The organism is Kineococcus rugosus (assembly GCF_050871975.1).
In the GTDB taxonomy this organism is placed as follows: Bacteria; Actinomycetota; Actinomycetes; order Actinomycetales; family Kineococcaceae; genus Kineococcus.
Genome location: NZ_JBJLSJ010000052.1, coordinates 1 through 23726 on the forward strand (window position 1 = coordinate 1; position 23726 = coordinate 23726).

The following is a 23726-nucleotide window of genomic DNA, read 5'->3' on the forward strand; positions in this document are numbered from 1 at the left end:
CCCCCCCCCCCCCCCCCCCCCCCCCCCCCCCCCCCCCCCCCCCCCCCCCCCCCCCCCCCCCCCCCCCCCCGCGACCGCCCACACCAGCACCCCGGCGATCGCGGCGTAGAAGGCGTAGTCGACGTAGTGCCCGTACTGCTCGACGAGCTCGTACTGCGTGCCCAGGGCCATGCCCAGGCCGATGAGCAGCGCGTTCCACAGGCCGCTGCCGGCCACCGTGAACAGCGAGAACTTCAGCAGGCTCATCCGCGCCGCGCCCGCGGGCAGCGAGATGAGGCTGCGGACGCCGGGCACGAACCGGCCGGTGAAGACCGCCGCCCCCTCGTGGCGGTGGAACCACTCGGCGGACTTCGTGACGTCCGAGGCGTCCATCAGCGGGATGCGGCCGGCGATGCGCGCCGCCCGGTCCAGGCCGATCACCTTGCCCACCCAGTACAGGACGAGCGAGCCCAGGTACGAGCCCAGGGTCGACAGCGCGAACACCGCCACCAGGTTGATCGCGCCGGTCTGGACGAGGAAACCGGCCAGCGGCAGCACGATCTCGCTGGGGATGGGCGGGAAGACCACCTCCGCGAAGCTCAGCAGCCCGACCCCGGGGGCGCCGAGGGCGTCGACGGTGTCCAGGACGAACCCGGTCAGGCCGCCGGTCTCAGCGACAGCGGTCTCGGCCGTGGTGCTCATGCGGGGGAGTCCTCCGGGGGTGTGGGGGAAGGGGGCGGGAACGGCGGGCGCACGTCGACGTCCCGCAGAACGCCCGAGCCGGCGCAGAAGTGCCGCGCCTCGGCGTCCAGCACCAGCCGCGCCGGGGCGACCCCGCCCGACAGCGCCCGCACGAGGGGCTGCTCGGGCAGCTCGGCCTGGGAGGCGACCAGCAGGGCGTTGCCGTAGCGGCGGCCGCGGAACACGCCCGGCTCGGCCAGCACCGCCGCGTGCGCGAACACCTCGAAGGCGGTGGCGAGCTCGGCGCGCGAGTTCGGCATCGGCGGCCGGTCGGCCAGGTTCGCGATCCACAGCCCGCCGGGGGCCAGGACGCGGTCGACCTCGCGCAGGAACTCCACCGTCCGCAGGTGCCCGGGCACCTGGTCGCCCGCGAAGGCGTCGCGGACCAGCACGTCCTGGGTGCCGTCGGGGACGGGACCCAGCCCGGCGCGGGCGTCGGCCACCTTCAGCTTGAAGCCGGCCGCCCCGGCCGCGCCGAAGCTGCGCCGCACCACCTCCACGAGCTGGGCGTCGACCTCCAGGACGAGCTGGCGCGACCCGGGCCGCGTCGCGGCGAGGTAGCGCGGGAACGCGCACCCGGCCCCGCCGAGGTGGACGGCGCGCAGCGGTCCGCCGTCCCGGACGGCGTCGAGGACGGCCGCCGTCCACTGGTGGTACTCGAAGACCAGGTTCGTCGGGTCGCCCACGTCGACGTAGGAGCTGGGGACGCCGTTGACCAGGACGGTCCAGCCGTCGGGGTCGTCGCGGTCCTGCTCCAGGCGCACCGTCCCGGTCGAGATGGCCTCCTCGCCCTCCACGGGCCGCACGGCCGGGGGCGCGGGTCGGCGGCGGCGGGCGGGGGAGGAGCGGTCGGGCACCGGTCGATCCAACCAGGTGCCGGCGCCACCGGCCGCCCCCGCGGCGGCCGCCCGGGGCGGGACTGAAGTTCCCGGGCCGTCCTGCCGAGGTACTGAGCATGTCCACCTTCCTGGAGATGTGCCTGCTCGCGCTGTTCGTGGTGCCCTTCCTGCGCGACCGCCGCGCCCTGCGCCGCGCCGTCGACGCCGACCGCTTCCCGCAGCTGGACCGCCCGCCGGTGGCCGCCGGGCAGCGCCTGCCGCGGCCGTGGGCGCGCCGCCGGTACGTCGACGCCGGGGTCGCCGAGGTCGCGCAGTACCTGAGCGAGCAGCGCAACGCCCGCTGACCGCGCTGACCCTGCTCACCGCGCCGTCCCCGCCGTCCCCGCCGTCCCTGGGTGCGCGCGGCGGCGGAACGGCTAGCGTCGTGGTGTGAGCCCCGACGTCCCCCGCGACGACTCCCCGTCCCCCGCCACGACCTCCGGCGCCCCGGAGGGGTCCGCCCTCGACCGGCGCGCCGCCGACCTCGTCCAGCGCCTGCTGGCCGTCGGGATCGACGGCCTGGGTCCCTTCGACGGCGCCGCGGAGGTCGCGGCCGCCGCCCGGAAGCAGAACCCCAGCGCCGAGTCGGCGATCCACGCGGTCCTGCGCCAGCACACCCGGCTCGTCGCCGGCAACGGGTTCGCCACCGGTCTGGGCGGGTTGCTGACCCTGCCGGTGGCCCTGCCCGCCAACGTCTTCGGGTTCCACGTGCTGGCCGTGCGCGCCGTGGCGGCGATGGCCGAGCTGCGCGGCTACGACACCAGCCGGCCCGAGGTGCGCTCGGCGATCCTGCTGACGCTCGTCGGCGCCGACGCCACCGACGTCCTGAAGTCGGCGGGTCTGCCCACGGGCGGCCGGCTGACCGGCCGGCTGACCGGCCTGCTGACCTCCCGCGTCCCCGGCCCGGTGCTGATGCTGGTCAACAAGGGCGTCGGGTTCCGGATCATCGCCCGCTTCGGCACCCAGGGCCTGCTGCGCCTGCCGCAGCGGGCGCTGCCGGTCGTCGGGGGAGTCGTCGGCGCGGGGGTCGACACCGTGATGTTCCGCCGCATCGCCAAGGCCGCCGAGCACGCGCTGCCGCCGCGCTCGGCGCAGACCCCGTGACGACCCGCCGGTGAGGCGGGCCCTGCGGGCCGTGCCCGCCGTCGACGCCCGCACCGCCGTGCGCCTGCGGCTGCTGCCCGCCATGGTGCGCGACGCCGCGTCCGGCCGCTGGACCGGTCCGGGGCGCCGTCGGCTCGCGGCCGCGGCCCTGGGCACGGTGTACCTGCTCTCGCCGGTCGACGCCGTCCCGGAGCTGTGGGCGCCGCTGCTCGGGCTGGTGGACGACGGCCTCGTCGCCGCGTTCGTCGCCGCCTCCGTCCGCACCGCCACCCAGGACTACGCCCGCGCCCGCCGGGAGGACGGGGAGGTGGACGGGCGCCCGCGTCCCCACAGGGGCCGCCCCGGCTGAGGACGGCGCCGGCCTGTGGACGCCGCGGGCCGGCGCGGGGCGGTCCCGTCGAGGGTGGCCGCATGACCTCCCCGCACCACCGGCCGACCGCGACCCCGCCCCGCGGGGGCGGTGCCGGTCCGGACGACCCGCCGCTGCGCGCCCACGGGCCCGAGGCGCTCATCGCCCTCGTCCCGGCCTGCCTCGGGTTCCACCCCGCCGACAGCCTCGTCGTCCTCGAGTCCGCGGCGCCGGGCCCCGGCGGGGGGCGGCTCCTCCGCGCCGGGCTGCGCGTCGACCTGCCCGCCACCCCGGCCCCCGACGACGTCGCCGGGGCGACCGGCCCGCTGCTGGCCGTGCTGCGCCGGGACCTGCGGCCCGGCTCGCGGGTGCACCTGCTCGTCCACGACCCCGACGCCCGGCTGCGCGACGGTGCGCTGGTCCCCGGCGCACGGGCCGCGGCGGCCGTCCGGCACGTGCTGGCCGACCTCGACCGCCACCTCGACGCTCCCGCGGGCCGCGTCGAGGTGGCGGAGGTCCTCCTCGTCACCGCCGACCGCTGGCGTTCCCTCAGCTGCGACCTGCCCTGCTGCCCGCCGGCCGGCGCCCCGCGCGAGGGCGGTGCGGCCCGGCGGCTGGCCGCCGAGGTCGTCGGGCGCGGGCTGGCGCCCGCCGCCGACCGGGCCGCCGCGCTGCCGCCGACGGCGCCGTTCGGGCCCGGGCGGCTGACCGCGGCGGCCGAGGCCCGTCGCCGCGCCCGGCGCGAGCCGGCCGGTGCCGCCCTGGTCGCCGCCTTCGACGCCGCCGTCGAGACCCGGCTGCGCTCGCGGGTGCCACCGGTCCCGGAGGCGGACTGGTGCGGACGGGTGCTGGCGGGGCTGGCCGACACCGGGGTGCGGGACGCGGTGCTGCTGAGCGGGGCCGGCGGGCCGGCGACCGAACGGGCCCGCGCCGCGTTGCTGGACCCCGGACCGGTCCCCGGCGGCACCGCGCACCTCGTCGACCGCGCCCTGGCCGCGGAGTTCGACCCGGTGCGGGCGGCTGCGGCGGCCGCCGTGGCCGTCGACGTCGCCCGGCACGCGGTGGACCGCTCCGCGGCCGGGGCCTGGGCCGTCGCGGCGTGGTCCCTGTGGCAGGCCGGGGCGGGGGTGCGGGCCGGCGCGTGCACGCGGCGGGCCCTGGAGCTCGACCCCTCGCACCGGCTGGCCGGCCTCGTCGAGCAGGCCCTCCGGCACGCCCTGCGGCCGAGGCGGTGAGGGCGCCCTGGGCGGCGCGTAGTACGGTCACGCATCGTCTACGACGTTGGAGGTTTGCGGCATGGGGATCGTCGTCGGGTACGTGGCCAACCCCGAGGGGCGGGCCGCGCTGCAGCGGGCCGGTGAGGCCGCCGAGCGGTACGCCACCTCCCTGGTCGTGGTGCACAGCCGCCGCCCGGGCCGGGAGGTCGACGCCGAGGACGCCGAGCAGCTGGCCGCGGTCCACGAGGCCGTGCGGGCCCGGCTGAGCGCCGCGGGGCTCTCGTCGCAGCTGCGGGAGGTGCCCGACTCCGACGACCCGGCCGACGACCTGATCACGGCGGCGGAGGAGACCGGCGCCTCGCTCATCGTCATCGGCCTGCGCCGGCGGACCCCGGTCGGCAAGCTCATCCTGGGCGCCAGCGCGCAGCGCATCCTGCTCGACGCCCCGTGCCCCGTGCTGGCCGTCAAACCCGAGGACTGACCGTCCCCGGGACGCCACGCGAGTGGTGTCGCGCCGCTCCGGCCGCCGATCCGTGCAAGAATCGTGGTTTGTCTCCCACGTGGGCATAAGCTCGAGCCCGCCGGTGTTGACGTTGTCGGCTGCTGCCCGCGCAGCCCGTTCCGCCCACGACGAAAGGCAGTCCGTGTCGTCGGTACCGACCTCCCGGCCGCTCCCGCCAGAGTTCGCTTCCGCTCCCTTCCAGGAGCTCCTGCAGCACGGAACCACCCACGGCTACGTCGATGCGCAGTCGGTCCGGGTTGCCTGCGAGGACGCCCAGCTGCCGGTGCAGCGCATGAAGGCGGTCCTGCGCGCCCTCGACGACAACGGGATCACCGTCAAGGTGCCCGAGGCCGCCCCCAAGCGCGCCGTGGCCGCGGCCTCGGCGCGCCGCGCCACCTCCACGGCCACCGCCACCAAGACCGCCCGTCCCGCCGCCAAGCGCGCCGCCGCACCGGTCGACGGTGAGGAGGGCGCCGCCGCGGCCAAGCCCGCCGTGAAGGCGGCCAAGGCCCCGGCCAAGGCGGCCGCCAAGAAGACCGCCGCCAAGCCGGCCGTCAAGGCGACCGCCAAGACCGCCGCCAAGGCCAAGGACGACGAGGGCGACGAGCCCGTCGAGGACCTCACCGAGGACCTCAAGGACGACCTCAAGGACGACGACCTCGCCGTCGAGGACGACGCGGTCGTCGAGACCGCCGAGGCGTCCGAGACCTCCGAGACGACCGCCAAGAAGACCGGCGGCGCCTTCGTCCTGCGCGACGACGACGAGGACGACGCCCCGGCCCAGCAGGTGTCCACGGCGGGGGCCACCGCCGACCCGGTCAAGGACTACCTCAAGCAGATCGGCAAGGTCGCCCTCCTCAACGCCGAGCAGGAGGTCGAGCTCGCCAAGCGCATCGAGGCCGGGCTGTTCGCCGAGGAGAAGCTGCACTCCGGCGACGACATCGACCCGATCTTCAAGCGCGAGCTGTGGTGGATCAGCGAGGACGGCCGCCGGGCCAAGAACCACCTCCTCGAGGCCAACCTCCGCCTGGTCGTCTCGCTGGCCAAGCGGTACACCGGCCGCGGGATGCTGTTCCTGGACCTCATCCAGGAGGGCAACCTCGGCCTGATCCGCGCGGTCGAGAAGTTCGACTACACCAAGGGCTACAAGTTCTCGACGTACGCGACGTGGTGGATCCGCCAGGCCATCACCCGCGCGATGGCCGACCAGGCCCGCACCATCCGCATCCCGGTGCACATGGTCGAGGTCATCAACAAGCTGGCCCGCGTCCAGCGGCAGATGCTGCAGGACCTGGGCCGCGAGCCTACTCCGGAGGAGCTCGCCAAGGAGCTCGACATGACCCCGGAGAAGGTCGTCGAGGTCCAGAAGTACGGCCGCGAGCCCATCTCGCTGCACACGCCCCTGGGTGAGGACGGCGACTCCGAGTTCGGTGACCTCATCGAGGACTCCGAGGCGGTCGTCCCGGCCGACGCGGTGAGCTTCACCCTGCTGCAGGAGCAGCTGCACTCGGTCCTGGACACGCTCTCCGAGCGCGAGGCCGGGGTGGTCTCGATGCGCTTCGGCCTGACCGACGGTCAGCCCAAGACGCTCGACGAGATCGGCAAGGTCTACGGCGTGACCCGCGAGCGGATCCGCCAGATCGAGTCCAAGACGATGTCGAAGCTGCGCCACCCGTCGCGTTCGCAGGTCCTGCGCGACTACCTGGACTGACGGCACCAGCACGCACGACGGCCCGGTCGGGGATCTCCCGGCCGGGCCGTCGCGCGTGCTGGTGCCACCTCACCCGGCGGCGCGCCGGCACCGGGCGGCCAGGGTCCGGAAGGCGGCCCGCAGGGGGGCGGGGGAGACGTCCCGGACCTCGGCGTCGAAGCGGGCGACGGCCGCGGCCAGGGCCGTCCACGACCACGAGCCCAGGACCAGGCGGCAGGACAGGTCGTCCAGCGGCTCCACCGTGCCGTCCCCGGCGAGGTCGACGACCTCGACCGCGGGCCGCGCGAGGACCACCCGGCCGGTGCAGGGCCAGGCGTCCCGGCCGGCCGACCCCTTGAACCGCGCCTCCACGAAGTCCGCGGGGTCGCCGCCGGGGACGGGGCGGGGCGTGAACCGCGGCCCGGTGGGCACCCTGGGCGTGATCCGGTCGAGGCGGAACGTCCGCCAGTCGTCGCGGTCCAGGTCCCAGGCGAGCAGGTACCAGCGGCCGGCGCGGTGCAGCAGGTGGTGGGGTTCGGCCCGCCGCGGCGCGCTGCGCAGGTCGAAGCGCAGCACCGCCCGGGCCCGGACGGCGTCCCCGACGGCCAGCAGGACGCCCGGGTCCACCCCGGCCCCGCCGCGACCGGCGACGGTCGCCCCGGACAGCGCCTCGACGCGGTGCCGCAGCCGGGCGGGCAGCACCTGGCCGACGGTGGCCAGGGCCCGCGCCGCGCCGTCCCCGACCCCGCCGCCCTCGGCGGCCGCGACCCGCAGCGCGACCGTGAGCGCCACGGCCTGGTCGTCGTCGAAGAGCAGGGGAGGCAGGTCCTGCCCGGCGTCGAGCCGGTACCCGCCGTCCGGTCCCTTGGTCGCGGCGACGGGGTAGCCGAGCTCGCGCAGGCGGTCGACGTCGCGGCGCACGGTGCGCGGGCTCACCTCGAGGCGGTCGGCCAGGACCTGCCCGGGCCAGTCCCGCCGGGCCTGCAGCAGGGACAGCAGCGTCAGGAGACGTCCGGCGGGTGCGCTCACGAGGTCGAGCATGGCGCGAGAAGAGGACAGGTGCTGACCGCTGCACCCGGCAGAGTCCCTCCTGCCGCCGGGACCACCCGGGGGCACCCGGCGATCCGAGGAGCCACCGTGCCCGTCACGACCACCACGCACCTGAACTTCAGCGGCCAGGCCCGCGAGGCCCTGGACTTCTACGGCGCCGCCTTCGGCGCCGACCCCGTGATCGTCACCTACGGTCAGGCGCACGACCCGCAGGGGCAGCCCGAGCACGTCGTCTGGGGCGAGGTGCGGTCGGGGAACGGCTTCCACGTCATGGCCTACGACGTCCAGACCGACCGCGACTTCGCGCCGGGGCGCAACGCCGTGTACGTCTCGCTGCGCTGCGACACCGCCGAGGAGGTGACGGCGGCCTACGAGGGGCTCGCCCGGGGCGCCGTCCACGTGCGGACCCCGCTGGGGCCCTCGGCGTTCTCGCCGCTGTACGGGATGCTCACCGACCGGTTCGGTGTCACCTGGGTCGTGGACCAGCGGGTCGAGTTCAGCGCAGGCTGAGCGCCCCGGCGACCACCACGCCGGTCGCCACCAGCCCGGCCGCGCCCTCGATCGCCACGCTCAGGCCGACGTTCTTCAGCGCGACCACGGTCGAGCGCCAGGCGCGGCGGGCCCGGTCGGGGGCCGCGGCGGTGCCCAGGAGCTCGCCGAGGAACACCCCGAGCACGAACCCCAGGGGCAGCCCCAGGACGGGGACGACGAAGAACCCGACGACGCCGAGCAGGCCGCCGAGCAGGAGGGTGGTGCGCCGGATGCCGGCGCGGGTCATCCGGCGGCCGGGCAGCAGGTACATCGCGACCTGCCCGCCGGCCAGCAGGACGGCGGCGGCGGCGAAGAACCACCAGGCGGCCCCGCCGGTGGCGATGGCCCACACCAGGGCGGCCACGGCGATGAGGACGGTCCCGGGCAGGACCGGGACGACGATCCCGACGAGCCCGACGGCCAGGGCGACCGCGACGACGACGAGCCCGGCGTCACCCACGGTGACTCCGGGCTCGTCGGCCGTGCGGGGCGATGGTGGTCAGCGCTCGTCGGGGGCCGCGGTGGGCGACGTCGCCGCGAGCTTCTGCGACTCGTCGTGGATGTCGGCGCCCGAGGCGCGCAGGGCCTGACGGTGCTCGCGGCCGTGGTGAGCGCAGAAGAGGAGCTCACCACCGGCGGAGAGCACGACCCTGACGTAGGCCTGCGCACCGCACCGGTCGCACCGGTCCGAGGCGGTCATGGGGTCGTTGCTGAGGGTGGTCATGGCGGTGGTCATTCCGCGACTCCTTCCGGGTCGTGCACGCTGGCGGGCAGCTGCTGCTCCCACCGGACACTCTTCCCCAACCGTCGACCGGGCGCGCGCGTTCCCACGCCGTCGGAGCAGCGCGTTCGCTCCTAGCGGAGGTGGCGTCGCTCACACCGGCGCGGCGGCAGGGCGACGTGGGGCGGCGGGGTGAGCGCCGTCGCGGGGGTGCCCCACGTACCCTGCCCGGGTGACTCCCCCCAGCTCCGCCTCGTCCAACGGGTCCGCCGGGACCTCCGGCGAGGAGAAGTACACCGCCGCCAACCTCCTCGTCCTCGAGGGGCTGGAGGCGGTCCGCAAGCGTCCCGGCATGTACATCGGCTCCACCGACTCCCGCGGCCTCATGCACTGCCTGTGGGAGATCATCGACAACTCCGTCGACGAGGCGCTGGGCGGTCACTGCTCCTCCATCACCGTCGTCCTGCACCCGGACGGGTCGGTGGAGGTCCACGACGACGGCCGCGGCATCCCCGTCGACGTCGAGAAGCGCACGGGCCTGTCGGGGGTGGAGGTCGTCTTCACCCACCTGCACGCCGGCGGGAAGTTCGGCGGCGGGTCCTACTCGGCTTCCGGCGGTCTGCACGGCGTCGGCGCCTCGGTCGTCAACGCCCTGTCCTCCCGCCTCGACGTCGAGGTCGACCGCGGCGGCAAGACGTACGCGGTGAGCTTCCGGCGGGGCACCCCGGGGCGGTACGACGGTGAGGGCCCGGACGCGCCGTTCACGCCCGAGACGGGCCTGCGGGTCGTGGGCCGCGCCAAGCGCGGGGTGACCGGGACGCGGGTGCGGTACTGGGCCGACAGCCAGGTGTTCCTCAAGGACGCGAGATTCTCCCACGAGGACCTGACCGCGCGCGCCCGGCAGACGTCCTTCCTCGTGCCCGGCCTGCGCATCGTCCTGCGCGACGAGCGGACGGGCGAGCCGACCGAGGAGGTCTTCCAGCACGACGGCGGCATCAGCGAGTACGCCGACTTCCTCACCCCGGACGCGCCGGTCACCTCGGTGTGGCGCCTGCAGGGCGAGGACGTGTTCACCGAGACGGTGCCGGTCCTCGACGAGTCCGGGCACATGAGCATGCAGGACGTCGAGCGCCGCTGCGCCGTGGACATCGCGCTGCGCTGGGGGACGGGCTACGAGCCGACGGTCCGGACCTTCGTCAACATCATCGCCACCCCCAAGGGCGGGTCGCACCTGGCGGGCTTCGAGCAGGGGCTGCACGCGGCGGTGAAGAAGCAGGTGGACGCCCAGGCGCGCCGGCTCAAGGTGGGCCGGGACGAGAAGCTGGAGAAGGACGACGTCCTGGCCGGGATGACCGCGGTGGTGACCGTCCGGCTGGCCGAGCCGCAGTTCGAGGGCCAGACCAAGGAGGTCCTGGGGACCGCGGCGGTGCGCGCGATCGTCCGCAAGGTCGTCGAGGTCCGGCTCGGGGAGTTCCTCACCAGTCCCCGCCGGGACGAGAAGGCCCAGGCCACGGCCGTGCTCGACAAGGTCGTCGCGGAGATGAAGTCGCGCATCTCCGCGCGGCTGCACAAGGAGACCCAGCGCCGCAAGAACGCGCTGGAGAGCTCCTCGCTGCCGCCGAAGCTGAAGGACTGCCGCTCCGACGACGTGGCGAACACCGAGCTGTTCCTCGTCGAGGGCGACTCGGCGCTGGGCACGGCGATGGGGGCGCGGGACTCGGAGTACCAGGCGCTGCTGCCGCTGCGCGGCAAGATCCTGAACGTCCAGAAGGCCTCGGTCACCGACATGCTGAAGAACGCCGAGTGCGCCGCGATCATCCAGGTCGTCGGCGGGGGGTCAGGGCGCAGCTTCGACCTCGACGCGGTGCGCTACGGCAAGATCGTGCTGATGACGGACGCCGACGTCGACGGCGCCCACATCCGCACGCTGCTGCTGACGCTGTTCTTCCGCTACATGCGCCCGCTCATCGACGCCGGGCGGGTCTTCGCGGCCGTCCCGCCGCTGCACCGGCTGGAGGTGACGCAGGCGGGCCGCAAGGGCAGGGAGGTGATCTACACCTACTCCGACGCCGAGCTGCGGAAGGTGACCGCCGACCTGCAGCGGCGGGGGCGCACGTACAAGGAGCCGCAGCGGTACAAGGGGCTGGGCGAGATGGACGAGGACCAGCTGGCCGAGACCACGATGGAGCGCCAGCACCGGACGCTGCGCCGGGTGACGGTGTCCGACGGCGCCGTGGCCGAGCGGGTCTTCGAGCTGCTCATGGGCAACGACGTCGCCCCGCGCAAGGACTTCATCATCGCCGGTGCCGAGAAGCTGGACCGCGACCGCATCGACGCCTGAGCGCCGGGCGCGCGAACCCCCGGTCCGGTGCCGGGCCGGGGGTTCCGCGCCCCCGACCCGGATGTCCGTTCGTGTCCGTTGTGTTGACTTCATGTCCGAAACGGGCGTACAACTGACCCCACCGCGGGAGACGACGACGTCGGTTCAGGAGTCAGACCATGTACGCACCGGAGCGGCACCAGGCCATCCTCGACGCGGCGCGCAGCGCCGGCCGGGTCGAGGTCACCGCCCTGGCGGACGTGTTCGACGTGACCCCCGAGACGATCCGGCGCGACCTGACCGTCCTGGAGCGGCGCGGGGTCCTGCGCCGCGTCCACGGCGGCGCCATCCCCGTCGAGCGCCTCGGGGCCGAGCTCGCCGTCCCCGAGCGCCAGGACGTCGCCGGCGCCGAGAAGGACCGCATCGCCAAGACCGCGCTGGCCGAGCTGCCCGACGCCGGGACCCTCCTCGTCGACGCCGGCACCACCACGGCCCGGTTCGCCGAGCTGCTGCCGACCGACCGCGAGCTCACCGTCGTCACGCACGCCCTGCCGGTCGCGCAGATCGTCGCCAACCGGCCCAACCTCACCCTGCACCTGGTCGGGGGCACCGTCCGCGGCCGCACCCTGGCCGCCGTCGGCGGCTGGGCCGAGCGCGCGCTGGCCGAGGTCTTCGCCGACGTCGCCTTCCTCGGCACCAACGCCCTGACCGTCGAGCGCGGGCTCACCACGCCCGACCTCGCCGAGGCCGCCGTCAAGCGCGCCCTCATCTCCTCGGCCCGGCGCACCGTCGTCCTGGCCGACCACACCAAGTTCGGCCGCGACGACTTCGCCCACGTCGCAGACCTGGAGGCCGTCGACACCGTGATCACCGACACCGCCACCGACCCCGACCTCCTCGGCGAGGTCGAGGCCGCCGGACCGCGGGTGGTGACGGCGTGAGGTTCCTGACCGTCACCCCCAACCCCAGCGTCGACCACACGGTCGAGCTCACCGCGCTGACCCGCGGCGAGGTCCACCGCGCCCTCGCCGGCTCGGTCGAGGCCGGCGGCAAGGGCGTCAACGTCGCCCGCGTCCTGGCCCGGCACGGGCACGAGGCCACCGCCGTCCTGCCCTCGGGCGGGATCGACGGGAACCGGCTCGAAGCCCTGCTCGAACCCCAGCGGGTCCGCGCCGTGACCGTCGCCATCGCCGGGACGATCCGCACGAACACGACCGTCGTCGAGCGCGACGGGACGACGACCAAGCTCAACGAGCCCGGTCCCGAGCTCACCGCCGCGGACGTGGACGCGCTGCACCGCACCGTGGTCGCCGAGCTGGCCGCCCGCCCCGACTGGTTCGTCACCAGCGGGTCGCTGCCGCCCGGGGCCCCCGACGACCTGCACGCGACGTTCGCGCGCACCGCCCGGCGGGCCGGGGTCCGCACCGCCGTCGACACCAGCGGCGCCGCGCTGGCCGCCGCCGTCGAAGCCGCCCCGGACGTCCTCAAGCCCAACGAGGACGAGCTGGCCGAGCTCCTCGGCCGGGAGCTGCACACCGTGGCCGACGTCGTGGCCGCCGCCGCCGAGCTGCGCTCGCGCGGGGTCGGCGAGGTGCTCGTCAGCCTCGGCGGCGCCGGTGCCCTGCTGGTCGGCGAGGCGGGCACCGTGTGGGCCGGGGGGCCGACCCTCGTCCCGCTGAGCACCGTGGGCGCCGGCGACTGCACGCTCGCCGGCTTCCTGAACGCCCGGGGCAGCGCCGCGCAGCGGCTCGCGACGGCCGTGGCCTGGGGCCGCGCCGCCGTCCTGCTCCCGGGCAGCACCGTCCCCGGGCCCCCGGGCACGACCACCGCGGCGCAGGCCGTGCGCACCCTGCAAGACCCCCACCCCGACACCCTCGTGAAGGACCTCCAGCGATGACCGATCTCACCGCCCCCGAACTCGTCCTGGTCGACCTGCGGGCCGCTGACCGCGTCGACGCGACGCGCCAGCTCGCGCAGACCCTGGCCGCCGCCGGCCGGGTCACCGACCTGGAGGTCTTCCTCGCCGACGTCGCCGCCCGCGAGGAGCAGATGGCCACCGGGATCCCCGGCGGCATCGGCCTGCCGCACGCCCGCTCCGCGGCCGTCACGGTGCCGAGCCTGGCGATCGGCCGGGTCGTGGACGGGACGGGCATCGACTGGGGCGCCCCCGACGGCCCCGCGAACCTCGTCTTCCTCATCGCCGCGCCCGCCGAGGGCGAGGCCGACCACCTGACGATCCTCGCCGCGCTGGCCCGCAAGCTCGTGCACGTCTCCTTCCGCCAGTCCCTGCTCGAGGCACCCGACGCCGCCGCCGTCGCCTCGACCGTCCTGAAAGAGGTGTACGGACGATGAAGTTCGTCGCGATCACCAGCTGCCCCACGGGCATCGCCCACACGTACATGGCCGCCGAGGCCCTCGAGGTCGCCGGCCGCGAGGCCGGGCACGAGGTCCAGGTCGAGACGCAGGGGTCGGCCGGTTCGGCCCCGTTCGACCCGGCCGTCATCGCCGCCGCCGACGGCGTCATCTACGCCGCCGACCTCGAGGTCCGCGACAAGGACCGGTTCGCCGGCCTGCCGTTCGTCGACGTCGGGGTGAAGAAGGCCGTGGCCGACGCCCCCGGGGTCGTGGCCGCCGCGGTCGCCGCCGTCGAGGCCGCGCCGAAGGGGTCGGCCCCCGCCGCCGGTCCCGCCCTGGCCACCAAGGTCACCTCGAACGCCGGGGTGGGCACCCGGGTCCGGCAGTGGCTCATGACCGGGGTCAGCTACATGATCCCGTTCGTCGCCGCCGGCGGGATCATGATCGCGCTCGCCTTCCTCATCGGGGGCTACACGATCAACACCGTCACCGCCGCCGACCTCATCGAGGGTTTCGACCCGGCCTCCAGCCGCGACTGGGCGGGGCTGCTGTTCGTCCTGGGCGGTTCCGCCTTCGGGTTCCTGGTGCCGGTCCTGGCCGGTTTCATCGCCTTCGGCATCGCCGACCGGCCGGGCCTGGCTCCCGGTTTCGTGGGCGGCACCATCGCCGTCGCCGTCGGCGCGGGGTTCCTCGGCGGTCTGGTCGCCGGTTTCCTCGGCGGGTTCGTCGCCCTGGCGCTGGCCCGGCTGAAGGTGCCGAACGCCGTCCGCGGCATCATGCCCGTCGTCGTCATCCCGCTGGTGGCGACGTTCCTGACCGCCGGCGCCATGCTCGTCGTCCTGGGCCGGCCGATCGCCTGGCTCATGGAGCAGCTCACGAACGGGCTGAACTCGCTGTCCGGCAGCGGGATCGTCCTGCTCGGCGTCATCCTCGGCGTCATGATGGCCGCCGACCTCGGCGGGCCGATCAACAAGGTCGCCTACACCTTCGCCACCACCGGCCTGGCCACCGTCGCCACCGCCTCCGGCAACCCCGTCGAGCTGAAGGTCATGGCCGCGGTCATGGCGGCCGGCATGACGCCGCCGCTGGGCATCGCGCTGGCCACGTTCGTCCGCAAGGCCCTGTTCACCGAGGCCGAGCGGCAGAACGGCAAGGCCGCGGTCCTGCTCGGGGCGTTCTTCATCACCGAGGGCGCGATCCCGTTCGCCGCGGCGGCGCCGCTGCGCATCATCCCCGCCGCGATGATCGGCTCGGGCGTCACCGGCGGCCTGGTGATGGCGTTCGGGAACACCCTGCGCGCCCCCCACGGCGGTGTCGTCGTCTTCGGCCTCGTCGGCCAGCCGCTGCTGTACCTGCTCGCCATCGTCGTCGGCACCGTCGTCACGGCCGTCGCCGTCGTCCTGCTCAAGGGCCTGCACCGCAAGGCTCCCGAGGTCCAGGACACCACCGCCACCCAGCCCGCCACCGTCTGAGGAGAAACCCCGTGTCGTCCCGCACCGCCGTCGTCGCCTCCCGCGTCGGCCTGCACGCCCGTCCCGCCTCGCTGTTCGTCCAGGCCGCCGCGGCCACCGGGCTGCCCGTGACCATCGCCGTCGGTGACGGCGACCCGGTCGACGCCCGCAGCATCCTCATGGTCATGGGCCTGGGGGCCAAGCACGGCGACCAGGTCACCCTGACCGCCGAGGGGGAGGGCGCCGACGCGGCGCTGGAGTCCCTCGCGACGCTGGTCGAGACCGACCACGATGCCTGAGCTGTCCGGGGTCGGCGTCGGGTCGGGCGCCGCGGTGGGGACGGCCGTCGTCCTCGCCCCGCCCGCCCGCCCGCCGGCCGCCGAGCCGGCCGACCCTGGCGCCGGGCCCCGGGTGCGCGAGGCGTTCGAGGCCGTGGCCGCGACGCTGCGCGAGCGCGCGGCCTCGGCCGGCGGCACGACGGCCGAGGTGCTGCAGGCCACCGCGCTGATGGCCGCCGACCCCGGGCTGCTCGCCGTCGTCGACCAGCGCCTGGCCGCCGGGTCCGGCCCGGCGACCGCGGTCGACGAGGCCGTCGAGCAGTTCTGCGCCGTCCTGGCCGCCTCCGGTCCCTACCTGGCCGAACGGGTCACCGACCTGCGCGACGTGCGCGACCGCGTCGTCGCCCGCGTCCTGGGCCTGCCCGAACCGGGCGTGCCGCAGCTCGACGGGCCGTCCGTGGTCGTCGCCCGCGACCTGGCCCCGGCCGACACCGCCGCGCTGGACCTGTCCCTGGTCGTCGGGATCGTCACCGAGCTGGGGGGACCCACGAGCCACACCGCGATCATCGCGGCGCAGTTCGGCATCCCCTGCCTGGTGCGGGTGCCCGGCGCGACCGGCGTCGCCACGGGCACGACGGTGGCCCTCGACGCCCGCGCGGGGACGCTGGTCACCGACCCGCCGGCGGACCTGCGCGAGGCGATCGCCGCGCGCCGCGCCGCCCGCGAGGCCCTCGCGGCCTCGGCCGGGGGCCCGGGGCGCACGGCCGACGGCACCGCGGTGCAGCTGCTGGCCAACGTGGGGACCCTCGAGGACGCCGAACGCGCTGCGGCGCAGGACGTCGAGGGTGTCGGGTTGTTCCGCACCGAGGTGCTGTTCCTGGACCGGGCCGACGCCCCGACCCTGGCGGAGCAGACCGAGGCGTACTCCCGGGTGCTCACCGCGTTCGGCGACCGCAAGGTCGTCGTCCGCACCCTGGACGCCGGGGCCGACAAACCCCTCGCCTTCGTCGACGTCGCGGCCGAGGAGAACCCCGCCCTGGGGGTGCGCGGGCTGCGGACCGCGCGGCGCCACCCCGAGCTGCTGGACACCCAGCTGCGGGCCCTGGCCGCGGCTGCCGAGCGGACCGGGACCCAGCCGTGGGTCATGGCCCCGATGGTCTCCACGCCCGCCGAGGCCGCGCAGTTCGCGCAGCAGGCCCGGCAGGCCGGCCTGAGCACGGTCGGGGCGATGGTCGAGGTCCCCGCCGCGGCCCTGCGGGCCCGGCAGCTGGTGGCCGCCGGCCTGGACTTCGTGAGCCTGGGCACGAACGACCTGACCCAGTACGCGATGGCCGCCGACCGCCTCGAGGGCGACCTGGCGGACCTGCTCGACCCGTGGCAGCCGGCGGTGCTGCAGCTCGTCGAGGCCACCGGGCAGGTGGACGTCCCGGTGGGGGTGTGCGGGGAGGCCGCGCGCGACCCGCTGCTGGCCCTCGTGCTCGTCGGGCTCGGCGTGCGGAGCCTGTCGATGGCCCCGGCGGCCGTCCCGGCGGTCCGCCACGCCCTGGCCCGGACCGACCTGGCCACGTGTCGGGAGATGGCCCGCGCGGCCGTGGCGGCCGACTCGGCCAGCGCGGCGCGCGACGCGGCGGCGCGTTCGGCCGATCCCGAGGTCCTCGCGCTGTAACCTCGCAGCAGGATCCCTCGGCGGGACGTCCCCCCGGCCTCGCCGAGGGATCCGCAGGAACTCCCAGGAGGTGCGCTGGTGGCCAGGGTCGTCGTGACGACCGCGGGCGGCGTGCGCGGCCGGGCCGCCGAGGGCGGCGTGGTGAGCTTCCGCGGAGTCCCCTACGCCGCCCCGCCCACCGGGTCGCGGCGGTTCGCCGCCCCCGTCCCGCCCCAGCCGTGGCGCGGGGTGCGCGAGGCCCGCGACCCCTCGCCGGTCGCGCCCCAGGACCCCCGCTCCGGCTACGGCTGGACCCACGGCGCCGGGGACGACCACCTGACCGTCGACGTGCACGTCCCCGCCGACTTCCCGCGGGACCTGCCGGTGCTGGTGTGGATCCACGGCGGCGGCTGGGTCTCGGGGTCCGGGTCGGCGCCGGCGTACCACCCGGCCGCCTGGGTGCGCCGGGGTTTCGTCGTCGTCGCCATGAACTACCGCCTGGGGTTCGAGGGTTTCGGCGCGGTGCCCGGTGCCCCGGACAACCGGGGTCTGCTGGACCAGGTCGCGGCGCTGCGCTGGGTGGCGGAGAACGTCCGCGCCTTCGGCGGCGACCCCGACCGGGTCACGATCGCCGGGCAGTCCGCCGGGGCCGCGTCGGTGGCCGCGCTGATGTGCGCGCCCGCCGCCCGCGGGCTGTTCTCGCGGGCGATCGCGGCGAGCGTCACGGGGGAGACGTACACGCGGCGGCAGGCGCAGGACGTCGCCGCCCGCGTCGCCCGGGCGGCCCGGGTCCCGGCCACCCGGGAGGGTTTCGCGGGGTTGCCGCCGGTGCGGCTGCTCGCGGCCTCCGACGCCGTCGCCCAGGACCTCGCCGCCGACCCCGCGGCCGGTCCGCGGGGCGCGGTCCCGCTGCTGTACCACCCCGTCGTGGACGGCGAGGTCGTGCCGGGGCCGTTCATGCAGGGCCCGCACGCCGGCGGGGACCCGGAGGTCGACCTGCTCGTCCAGACCGTCGCCGACGAGTGGACGTTGTTCTCCCGCAGCGGTTTCGCGCCCGTCGCGCAGACCGTCGCGCAGACCGTCGAGCAGGTCGCCGAGTTCGCCGCCGCCGTCGGCCTGCCCGCCGGGGCGCTCGACCGGTACCGCGAGCTGCTGCCCGGCGCCGACCCCGGCACCCTCGGCGACGCGCTGCTGTCCGACGCGCTGTTCGCCGAACCCTCGCGCCGGTTCGCCCGCGCCCACACCGCCCGCGGGGGCCGGACGCACCTGGCCCGCTTCACCTGGCGCTCCCCGCTGCGCGGCGGCCGGTTCGGCGCCACCCACGGGCTCGACGTCCCGTTCGCGTTCGGCAACCCGCAGGCGATGGAGCTGTTCCTGCACGCCGTGCCGGTGCTGCCGCTGGCCCGCCGGGTGCCGGGGGTCGGGGGCCGGGTGCGGGGCCTGTTCCCGACCCCGGCGGCCGCGGCGCTGTCGCGGCGGCTGGTCGAGGCCTGGACGGGCTTCGCCGCCGACGGCGACCCCGGGTGGCCGGCGATCTCCGAGGCCGGGGTGCCCGTCCGGGTCTGGGGTTCGCGCGACACCCTCGAACGCACCCCCGACGCGCGCGAGCGGATCTGGGCCGACGTGGAGTTCCGGCCCTTCGACGGGGTCCGGGCCGGCGCGTAGGCCTCGTCGGGGGCGCCGGCGACCGGCACCACGCGGTCGGTGCTCTGGCCCCGGACCCCGGCCCGTCGTAGCGTCGTCGGGTGAGCGAGACGGGACCGGGCGCCGGGCACGACGAGGACCTGGCCCCCGCCCTGGCCCGGCGGTTGTCCTCCGAGCCGACCGAGGTGCGCCGCGCTCTCGCGGTGCTGGGGGAGGTGCTGTCCGGGGGCAGCCGCAGCACCACGACGGCCAACGGGTTCGTCGAGACCCACCTGGGGCTGCCGCACACCTCGCTGGTCTCCGAGCGCGTCGACCTGACCAACACCCGCGCCGTCTCCGTCGGGGCGGCGCTGGCCGACCTCGTCCAGGCCCATGACGCGGCGCTGGGCCCGGTCGAGGACGACGAACCCCCCACCTGGCAGCGGATCGACCTGCTCGACGAGCACGTCTCGGTGCCCACCTCCGCGGCCGCGTTCTTCCCGGCCGGGACGGCCACCACGGCCGACGTCGTGGTGCAGCTGGCCGAGCACGAGTACGAACCGCAACCGGCCTCGCTGCGCGTGCTGTCGCGCCCGGGCGACCACGGCGCGGCGCGGACCGTCGCGGACGCGCTGCTCGCCACCGCGCGCCGCGACAAGGGCTTCTACCGGGGCCGGGTCCTGCACGCCGACGCCCACCTGCCGCTGAAGCTGAAACCGACCGCGCTGGGCCCCGGCGGCCGCGACGACCTGGTGCTGCCGGCGCACGTGTGGGCCGAGATCGACGCCAACGTCGCGGCCCTCACCACCCGGGCCGACCTGTTGCGGGACCTGGGGCTGGGCACCAACCGCGGGGTGCTGCTGGCCGGGCCGCCCGGGGTCGGCAAGTCCGCGCTGAGCCGCGTGGTGGCCCGGGAGCTGGCGGGGGAGTTCACCGTCATCATCGTCGACGCGGCGGCGGCCTCGACCGTGCTGCGGCAGGTGTACCGGGAGACCACCGACCTCGGTCCCAGCGTCGTCGTGCTCGAGGACGTCGACCTGTACCTGGGCGACCGCAAGGCCGGGGCGCGCGGCACCGCGCTGGCCGACTTCCTCGCCGTCCTGGACGGCACCGAGGAGTACCGCGACGTGCTGACGATCGCGAGCACCAACGACCCCGCGGCCCTGGACGCCGCCGCCACCCGCTCGGCCCGGTTCGACGCCGTCGTCCACCTCGGCCCCCCGGACCGGGAGGCCTGCGAGGCGATCCTGCGCCGGCTGCTGGGCCGCTTCGGGGACTCCGCCGTCGACTGCGCCGCCGTCGCCGCGCAGCTCCCCCCGGCGGTCACCGGTGCCGACCTGCGCGAGGTCGTGCGCCGCACCGTCCTGGGGCACGGCGCCGACCTGACGACGGGGGCGGTGCTGCAGGTCGTGCGCGAGGGCCGGTGGCAACCGGCGCCGCTGACCGGCAACTACCTCTGAGCCTCCCGCCGCGAGGGCCGGGACGTCCTCAGCGGGCGGCCTCGGCGGCCTCGTCGTACCGGTCACCCACCTCGACCCGGTCGTACACCTCCTGCGCGACGCCGATCTCCACGGTGTCGCCGTCGTCCTCGGCGACCGTCAGCTCCCACTCCTCCGGTTCACGGGTCGTCGTGGGGACGGTCTTGCACTTCGTCGTCTTCGTGCCCGTGGAGGACGTCGACGTGGTGCAGTCCTTGCGGGTGCCGTGCTTGGTCTCGGCCGCGTCGTACTCCTTGGCGGTGATCGTCCCCACCACCGGGTCCCCGCAGGCGGACAGCGCCAGGGCCGCGGCGGCCAGGACGACGGCGGTGAGCGGACGGGGGCGGTTCACGGGCGGTTCTCCCTCTCGGCGGCGGCGGTGCGTGCGGACTCTAGCGGCGCCAACCCCCTGCGCGGGACCGGTTTTCGCGAGCCCAGGGCCCGGCGTGAGCGGAGCGGGAGCCCCTGCCGCCGCAGCGTCACCGACGACGCGTTCCGGGCCTCAGCCCAGGAAACCCTCCACGTCCATGACCCCGCCCGCGGCCTCGAACTCCGCCCGCACCGCGGCCAGCAGCCCGGGGTCGGCGAGCACGTCCAGCGCGGTCAGCGCCAGCCCGACCGCACCGTCGAGGACGGCCGCGTCGGCCGCCGGGGAGGCCGCGGCCGCGGCGAACGCGGCCGTGTGCAGGGACACGTCGGGGGAGCTGACGGCCAGCATCGGGTGGATGGCGGGCACCCGGACGCTCACGTTGCCGAGGTCGGTGGACCCGGTCAGGGTCGTCGGGACGACCCCCGGCGGCAGCGACGTCCGCCCCCGCCGGGCCTGGTGCGCGGTCCAGCGCGCGGCGAGCTCGAGGTTCGCCCGGATCGGCAGGTACGCCGGCTGCCGGTCCCACTCCAGCTCCACCCCGGTGCCCGTCATCGCCGCCGCCGCCCGCAGCACGAGGTCGACCCGCGCGCACAGGTCGGCCAGCGTCGCCGGTTCGGCCGAGCGGACGTAGTACTCCGCGACCGCCCGGTCGGGCACGACGTTCGGGCGCCGGCCGCCGTCCAGGACGATCCCGTGGACCCGGTCGTCGGGCGTGGTGTGCTGGCGCAGCATCGCGATCCCGTTGTACCCGGCCACGACGGCGTCCAGGGCGTTGCGGCCCATGAACGGCTGCGCCGCGGCGTGCGCGGCGACCCCGTGGTAGGTCGCCCGCACCTGCCGCCGGCCCAGGAACGGCTGCGCGGCGACGTCGTAGGAGAACGGGTGCAGCATCACCACGGCGTCGACGCCGTCGAACGCGCCCGCGCGGGCCAGGAACTCTTTGCCGCCCCCGCCCTCCTCGGCCGGGGTGCCGAGCAGCACCGCGGTCCCGCCGGCCGCGCCCGAGCGCAGGGCGTGGGCCAGCCCGAGGAACGCGCCGACGGCCGTGGCGCAGATGACGTTGTGCCCGCAGCCGTGCCCCAGGCCCGGCAACGCGTCGTACTCGGCGAGCACCGCCACCGTCGGACCGTCCCCGTGCGAGACCGACGCCCGCAGCGCGGTGTCCAGGCCGTGCACCCCGACCGCGGCCCCCACCCCGTGCCGGGCCAGCAGGTCCGCGACGGCCCGCGCCGACCGGTGCTCGGCGAACGCCTCCTCGGGGTGGGCGTGCAGGTCGTGGCTGAGGGCCAGCAGGTCGTCCGCGGCGGCCTCGACCGCGGCCTCCGTCGCGTCCAGCAGGGCTGCCGGCGCCCCGGCGTGCGCGCTCCGCAGGGGCGTGGCGGTGGCCGCGGCCCGGTCGATGCCCGTCCGCACGCCCTCCAGGTACGACCCGTCGGGGGTGGTGGGCCGGGTGGGGACCGGCGCGGTCAGGACGTCGCGGGCGCGGGTCCACAGCAGCGACCCGCCGGCGTCGGCGACGACGTGCCGGCGCGAGCCCGGGATGCGGGCGTGCAGCCGTTCACCGCGGTCGGGGGAGTGGACGGCGGAGCCGTCGTGCGCGCCGAACCACAGGTCCACCGGCAGGGCCAGCGACTCCACGTCGAACGACCACGGCGCCATCGCCAGCACGGTGTCGCGGGCGTACCCGGCGGCCGACTGCGCGAAACCCTCCGCCAGTGCCCCGGAGTACGCGGCGGCGAACCCCGGCTGCCGGTACACCTGCGCGTCCACGTCCGACGAACCCTGGAGCACGAGGTCCCACATCGACGCGGCGTCCATCGCCTCCAGCTGCGCTCGCGTGCCCCGCGGGTCGTCGCGGCAGGCGGCGCAGAACCGGGCCACGCCGGGGTCGGCGCGATCGGCGGTCACCGGGTCGGCGAAGTCGTCGGTCCCCGACACGATGCTCAGGCGGGACAGCACACCCGCTGCGGCGCAGGCCAGGCCGAACACCGAACCCTGCGAGAACGCGACCCCGTGGACGTCGGTGAGACCACGGTCGGCGACGAGCGCGGCGACGTCGGCGGCCGCGTCGGCCAGCGTCCAGCCCGGCGCCGGGTCCGAGGCGCCCAGGCCCGGCCGGTCCCAGGAGACCAGCCGGACGTCCAGCCCGGGGAGCAGGTGGGTGCCGAAACCCAGCGACCGGCCCGTCGCCGCGCCGGGGAAGAACAGCACGGCCCGGCCCGTCACCGGCCCCCACTCGCTCCACGCCAGCGACCGGCCGTCCGGCAGCGTCGTCGTGCCCAGCCGGTCCGGGGGAGCGGTGCCCAGGTCGTCCACGCGGGCACCCTACCCAGCGCCTCGGCGGGGCCCCACGGCCTCGGCGGCGCCCCCGCGACCGCGGCCGTCGCCGCCCGCAGCGCCCCCGGAGCCCTGGCGTGCGCGCTCCAGCCGCGTGCCTAGGGTGGCGGCGTGAGCGACCTCCCCGTCCCCGCCGGCACCGTCCCCGCTGCCCGCGCCCGCATCAGCCTCTGGGGCGGCGCGCCCTGGGCCGACCCCGACCGCCGCGACGAGGCCCGCGCCGCCGCCCGGGAGGTGGAGGCCCTGGGGTACTCCCGCATCTGGCTGTCGGGGGGCTTCGACCCCGGGGTGCACCCGGTGTTCGGGCTGCTGCTGGGGGCCACCGAGGAGATCGGCGTGGCCAGCGGCATCATCAGCGTCTACGCCGCGACCCCCGAGGAGACCGGGACGGGTTTCGCCGAGCTGGAGCGCGAGCACCCGGGCCGCTTCCTGCTGGGGCTGGGCAACAGCCACGCCGCGATCGTCGAGCAGTCCGGGACCGACTACGCCAAGCCGTACTCCCGCACCGTGGAGCACCTCGACGCCCTCGACGCCGCGGGGTCCGTCCCCACCCCGCGCCGCGCGCTGGCCGCGCTGGGCCCGCGCATGCTGCGCCTGGCCCGCGACCGGGCCCTCGGCGCGCACCCGTACTTCACGACGCCCGCGCACACGTCGTCCGCGCGCCAGGTGCTGGGGGAGGGCGTGCTGCTGGCCCCCGAGGTCGCGGTCGTCCTGGAGGAGGACCCGGCCCGGGCCCGGGAGATCGCCCGCCGCCACACCACGGGGTACCTCGCCCTGCCGAACTACACCAACAACCTGCGCCGCTTCGGCTACGGCGACGAGGACTTCGCCGACGGCGGCAGCGACCGGCTGGTCGACGAGCTCGTCCCGTGGGGTTCCACGGCCACCGTCGTGGCCGGGATCGCCCGCCACGTCGACGCCGGCGCCGACGAGGTCGCCGTCCAGGTGATCACCGCCACCGGGGAGGACTTCCCGCTCGCGCAGTGGGGCGAGCTCGCCGGCGCCCTCATCGGCTGACCGGGTTCCCCCCGGGGGGGGGGGGGGGGGGGGGGGGGGGCGGCGGCCCCCCCCCGCCGCCGCGCCCGGGCTGCGCGGGGCGGGCGGCGC

At 76.3% G+C, this 23726-nt stretch carries 24 protein-coding genes and 1 pseudogene; 17 read left to right on the top strand and 8 right to left on the bottom strand.

Features of this window, described 5'->3' with window-relative positions; genetic code table 11:
* Together ACRYM6_RS21405 and ACRYM6_RS21410 are read right to left on the bottom strand one after the other, a co-directional pair.
* Positions 1 to 681: DedA family protein (locus tag ACRYM6_RS21405; protein ID WP_432544910.1), on the bottom strand; the 681-nt coding region annotated here is incomplete at its 3' end.
* A complete protein-coding gene (locus ACRYM6_RS21410) occupies positions 678 to 1577 on the bottom strand; it encodes a spermidine synthase (protein ID WP_432544911.1) in 900 nt (299 codons plus the stop codon). The genes ACRYM6_RS21410 and ACRYM6_RS21405, both read right to left, overlap by 4 nt.
* A gap of 98 nt (positions 1578 to 1675) precedes the next feature.
* Here ACRYM6_RS21410 and ACRYM6_RS21415 point away from each other — a divergent pair, with 98 nt between their 5' ends.
* From ACRYM6_RS21415 to ACRYM6_RS21440, 6 genes are all read left to right on the top strand, one after another.
* Positions 1676 to 1903 carry a hypothetical protein gene (locus ACRYM6_RS21415; RefSeq protein WP_432544912.1) on the top strand — a complete coding sequence of 76 codons (228 nt, stop codon included), beginning with the start codon at positions 1676 to 1678 and terminating at the stop codon, positions 1901 to 1903.
* 85 nt (positions 1904 to 1988) lie between these two features.
* Positions 1989 to 2702 (top strand): EcsC family protein, encoded by a 714-nt coding sequence (locus ACRYM6_RS21420; protein ID WP_432544913.1) that lies wholly within the window; start codon positions 1989 to 1991, stop codon positions 2700 to 2702.
* A 10-nt stretch (positions 2703 to 2712) separates the two neighbouring features.
* Positions 2713 to 3051, top strand: a complete 339-nt coding sequence (locus ACRYM6_RS21425; RefSeq protein WP_432544914.1) for a YkvA family protein — start codon at positions 2713 to 2715, stop codon at positions 3049 to 3051.
* 62 nt (positions 3052 to 3113) lie between these two features.
* Entirely contained in the window at positions 3114 to 4286 is a 1173-nt protein-coding gene (locus ACRYM6_RS21430) for a DUF4192 family protein (protein ID WP_432544915.1), read from the top strand.
* A 61-nt stretch (positions 4287 to 4347) separates the two neighbouring features.
* Positions 4348 to 4749: a universal stress protein gene (locus ACRYM6_RS21435; RefSeq protein ID WP_432544916.1), complete on the top strand. Its 402-nt coding sequence runs from the start codon at positions 4348 to 4350 to the stop codon at positions 4747 to 4749.
* 163 nt (positions 4750 to 4912) lie between these two features.
* On the top strand, positions 4913 to 6481 hold the full coding sequence (locus tag ACRYM6_RS21440; RefSeq protein ID WP_432544917.1) for an RNA polymerase sigma factor: 1569 nt from the start codon (positions 4913 to 4915) through the stop codon (positions 6479 to 6481).
* Between the two features lie 69 nt (positions 6482 to 6550).
* On the opposite strand, the gene ACRYM6_RS21445 is transcribed toward ACRYM6_RS21440, so the two are convergent.
* The gene (locus ACRYM6_RS21445; RefSeq protein ID WP_432544918.1) at positions 6551 to 7489 is read right to left on the bottom strand and encodes a helix-turn-helix transcriptional regulator; all 939 of its coding nucleotides are present in this window, start codon (positions 7487 to 7489) and stop codon (positions 6551 to 6553) included.
* A 108-nt stretch (positions 7490 to 7597) separates the two neighbouring features.
* Here ACRYM6_RS21445 and ACRYM6_RS21450 point away from each other — a divergent pair, with 108 nt between their 5' ends.
* Positions 7598 to 8020 (top strand): VOC family protein, encoded by a 423-nt coding sequence (locus ACRYM6_RS21450; RefSeq protein WP_432544919.1) that lies wholly within the window; start codon positions 7598 to 7600, stop codon positions 8018 to 8020.
* On the opposite strand, the gene ACRYM6_RS21455 is transcribed toward ACRYM6_RS21450, so the two are convergent.
* Both ACRYM6_RS21455 and ACRYM6_RS21460 read right to left on the bottom strand, forming a co-directional pair.
* Complete coding sequence (locus ACRYM6_RS21455) at positions 8007 to 8501, bottom strand: DUF456 domain-containing protein (protein WP_432544920.1); 495 nt, start codon at positions 8499 to 8501, stop codon at positions 8007 to 8009. The two genes, ACRYM6_RS21450 and ACRYM6_RS21455, sit on opposite strands and share 14 nt — an antisense overlap.
* 39 nt (positions 8502 to 8540) lie before the next feature.
* Positions 8541 to 8777, bottom strand: a complete 237-nt coding sequence (locus tag ACRYM6_RS21460; protein ID WP_432544921.1) for a DUF7455 domain-containing protein — start codon at positions 8775 to 8777, stop codon at positions 8541 to 8543.
* Positions 8778 to 8994: 217 nt separating this feature from the next.
* Between ACRYM6_RS21460 and ACRYM6_RS21465 the strand changes: the two genes are divergently transcribed.
* The 9 genes from ACRYM6_RS21465 to ACRYM6_RS21505 all read left to right on the top strand — a co-directional run bounded on the left by ACRYM6_RS21465 (position 8995) and on the right by ACRYM6_RS21505 (position 19894).
* Positions 8995 to 11103, top strand: a complete 2109-nt coding sequence (locus tag ACRYM6_RS21465) for a DNA gyrase/topoisomerase IV subunit B (protein WP_432544922.1) — start codon at positions 8995 to 8997, stop codon at positions 11101 to 11103.
* A 158-nt stretch (positions 11104 to 11261) separates the two neighbouring features.
* On the top strand, positions 11262 to 12023 hold the full coding sequence (locus ACRYM6_RS21470; protein WP_432544923.1) for a DeoR/GlpR family DNA-binding transcription regulator: 762 nt from the start codon (positions 11262 to 11264) through the stop codon (positions 12021 to 12023).
* Positions 12020 to 12979: a 1-phosphofructokinase gene (gene pfkB, locus ACRYM6_RS21475; RefSeq protein WP_432544924.1), complete on the top strand. Its 960-nt coding sequence runs from the start codon at positions 12020 to 12022 to the stop codon at positions 12977 to 12979. Before ACRYM6_RS21470 ends, pfkB begins: the two co-directional genes overlap by 4 nt.
* Positions 12976 to 13434, top strand: coding sequence for a PTS sugar transporter subunit IIA (locus tag ACRYM6_RS21480; RefSeq protein WP_432544925.1), 459 nt, complete (start codon positions 12976 to 12978; stop codon positions 13432 to 13434). Before pfkB ends, ACRYM6_RS21480 begins: the two co-directional genes overlap by 4 nt.
* On the top strand, positions 13431 to 14909 hold the full coding sequence (locus ACRYM6_RS21485; protein ID WP_432544926.1) for a PTS fructose transporter subunit IIC: 1479 nt from the start codon (positions 13431 to 13433) through the stop codon (positions 14907 to 14909). The genes ACRYM6_RS21480 and ACRYM6_RS21485 overlap by 4 nt, the downstream gene beginning before the upstream one ends.
* 11 nt (positions 14910 to 14920) lie before the next feature.
* Positions 14921 to 15187, top strand: coding sequence for an HPr family phosphocarrier protein (locus ACRYM6_RS21490; protein WP_432544927.1), 267 nt, complete (start codon positions 14921 to 14923; stop codon positions 15185 to 15187).
* Entirely contained in the window at positions 15180 to 16832 is a 1653-nt protein-coding gene (gene ptsP, locus ACRYM6_RS21495) for a phosphoenolpyruvate--protein phosphotransferase (RefSeq protein WP_432544928.1), read from the top strand. Before ACRYM6_RS21490 ends, ptsP begins: the two co-directional genes overlap by 8 nt.
* A gap of 78 nt (positions 16833 to 16910) precedes the next feature.
* A complete protein-coding gene (locus tag ACRYM6_RS21500; protein ID WP_432544929.1) occupies positions 16911 to 18476 on the top strand; it encodes a carboxylesterase/lipase family protein in 1566 nt (521 codons plus the stop codon).
* An 80-nt stretch (positions 18477 to 18556) separates the two neighbouring features.
* The gene (locus ACRYM6_RS21505; RefSeq protein WP_432544930.1) at positions 18557 to 19894 is read left to right on the top strand and encodes an ATP-binding protein; all 1338 of its coding nucleotides are present in this window, start codon (positions 18557 to 18559) and stop codon (positions 19892 to 19894) included.
* 28 nt (positions 19895 to 19922) lie between these two features.
* On the opposite strand, the gene ACRYM6_RS21510 is transcribed toward ACRYM6_RS21505, so the two are convergent.
* The 3 genes and pseudogenes from ACRYM6_RS21510 to ACRYM6_RS21520 all read right to left on the bottom strand — a co-directional run.
* Entirely contained in the window at positions 19923 to 20264 is a 342-nt protein-coding gene (locus ACRYM6_RS21510) for a hypothetical protein (protein WP_432544931.1), read from the bottom strand.
* Positions 20265 to 20414: 150 nt separating this feature from the next.
* On the bottom strand, positions 20415 to 21752 hold the full coding sequence (locus ACRYM6_RS21515) for a M20 family metallopeptidase (protein WP_432544933.1): 1338 nt from the start codon (positions 21750 to 21752) through the stop codon (positions 20415 to 20417).
* A gap of 27 nt (positions 21753 to 21779) precedes the next feature.
* Positions 21780 to 22598, bottom strand: a pseudogene (locus ACRYM6_RS21520) (alpha/beta fold hydrolase); the annotation flags it as partial.
* Positions 22599 to 22730: 132 nt separating this feature from the next.
* On the opposite strand from ACRYM6_RS21520, the gene ACRYM6_RS21525 reads away from it, so the two are divergent.
* Complete coding sequence (locus tag ACRYM6_RS21525; RefSeq protein ID WP_432544932.1) at positions 22731 to 23636, top strand: TIGR03620 family F420-dependent LLM class oxidoreductase; 906 nt, start codon at positions 22731 to 22733, stop codon at positions 23634 to 23636.
* Positions 23637 to 23726: the final 90 nt, after the last annotated feature.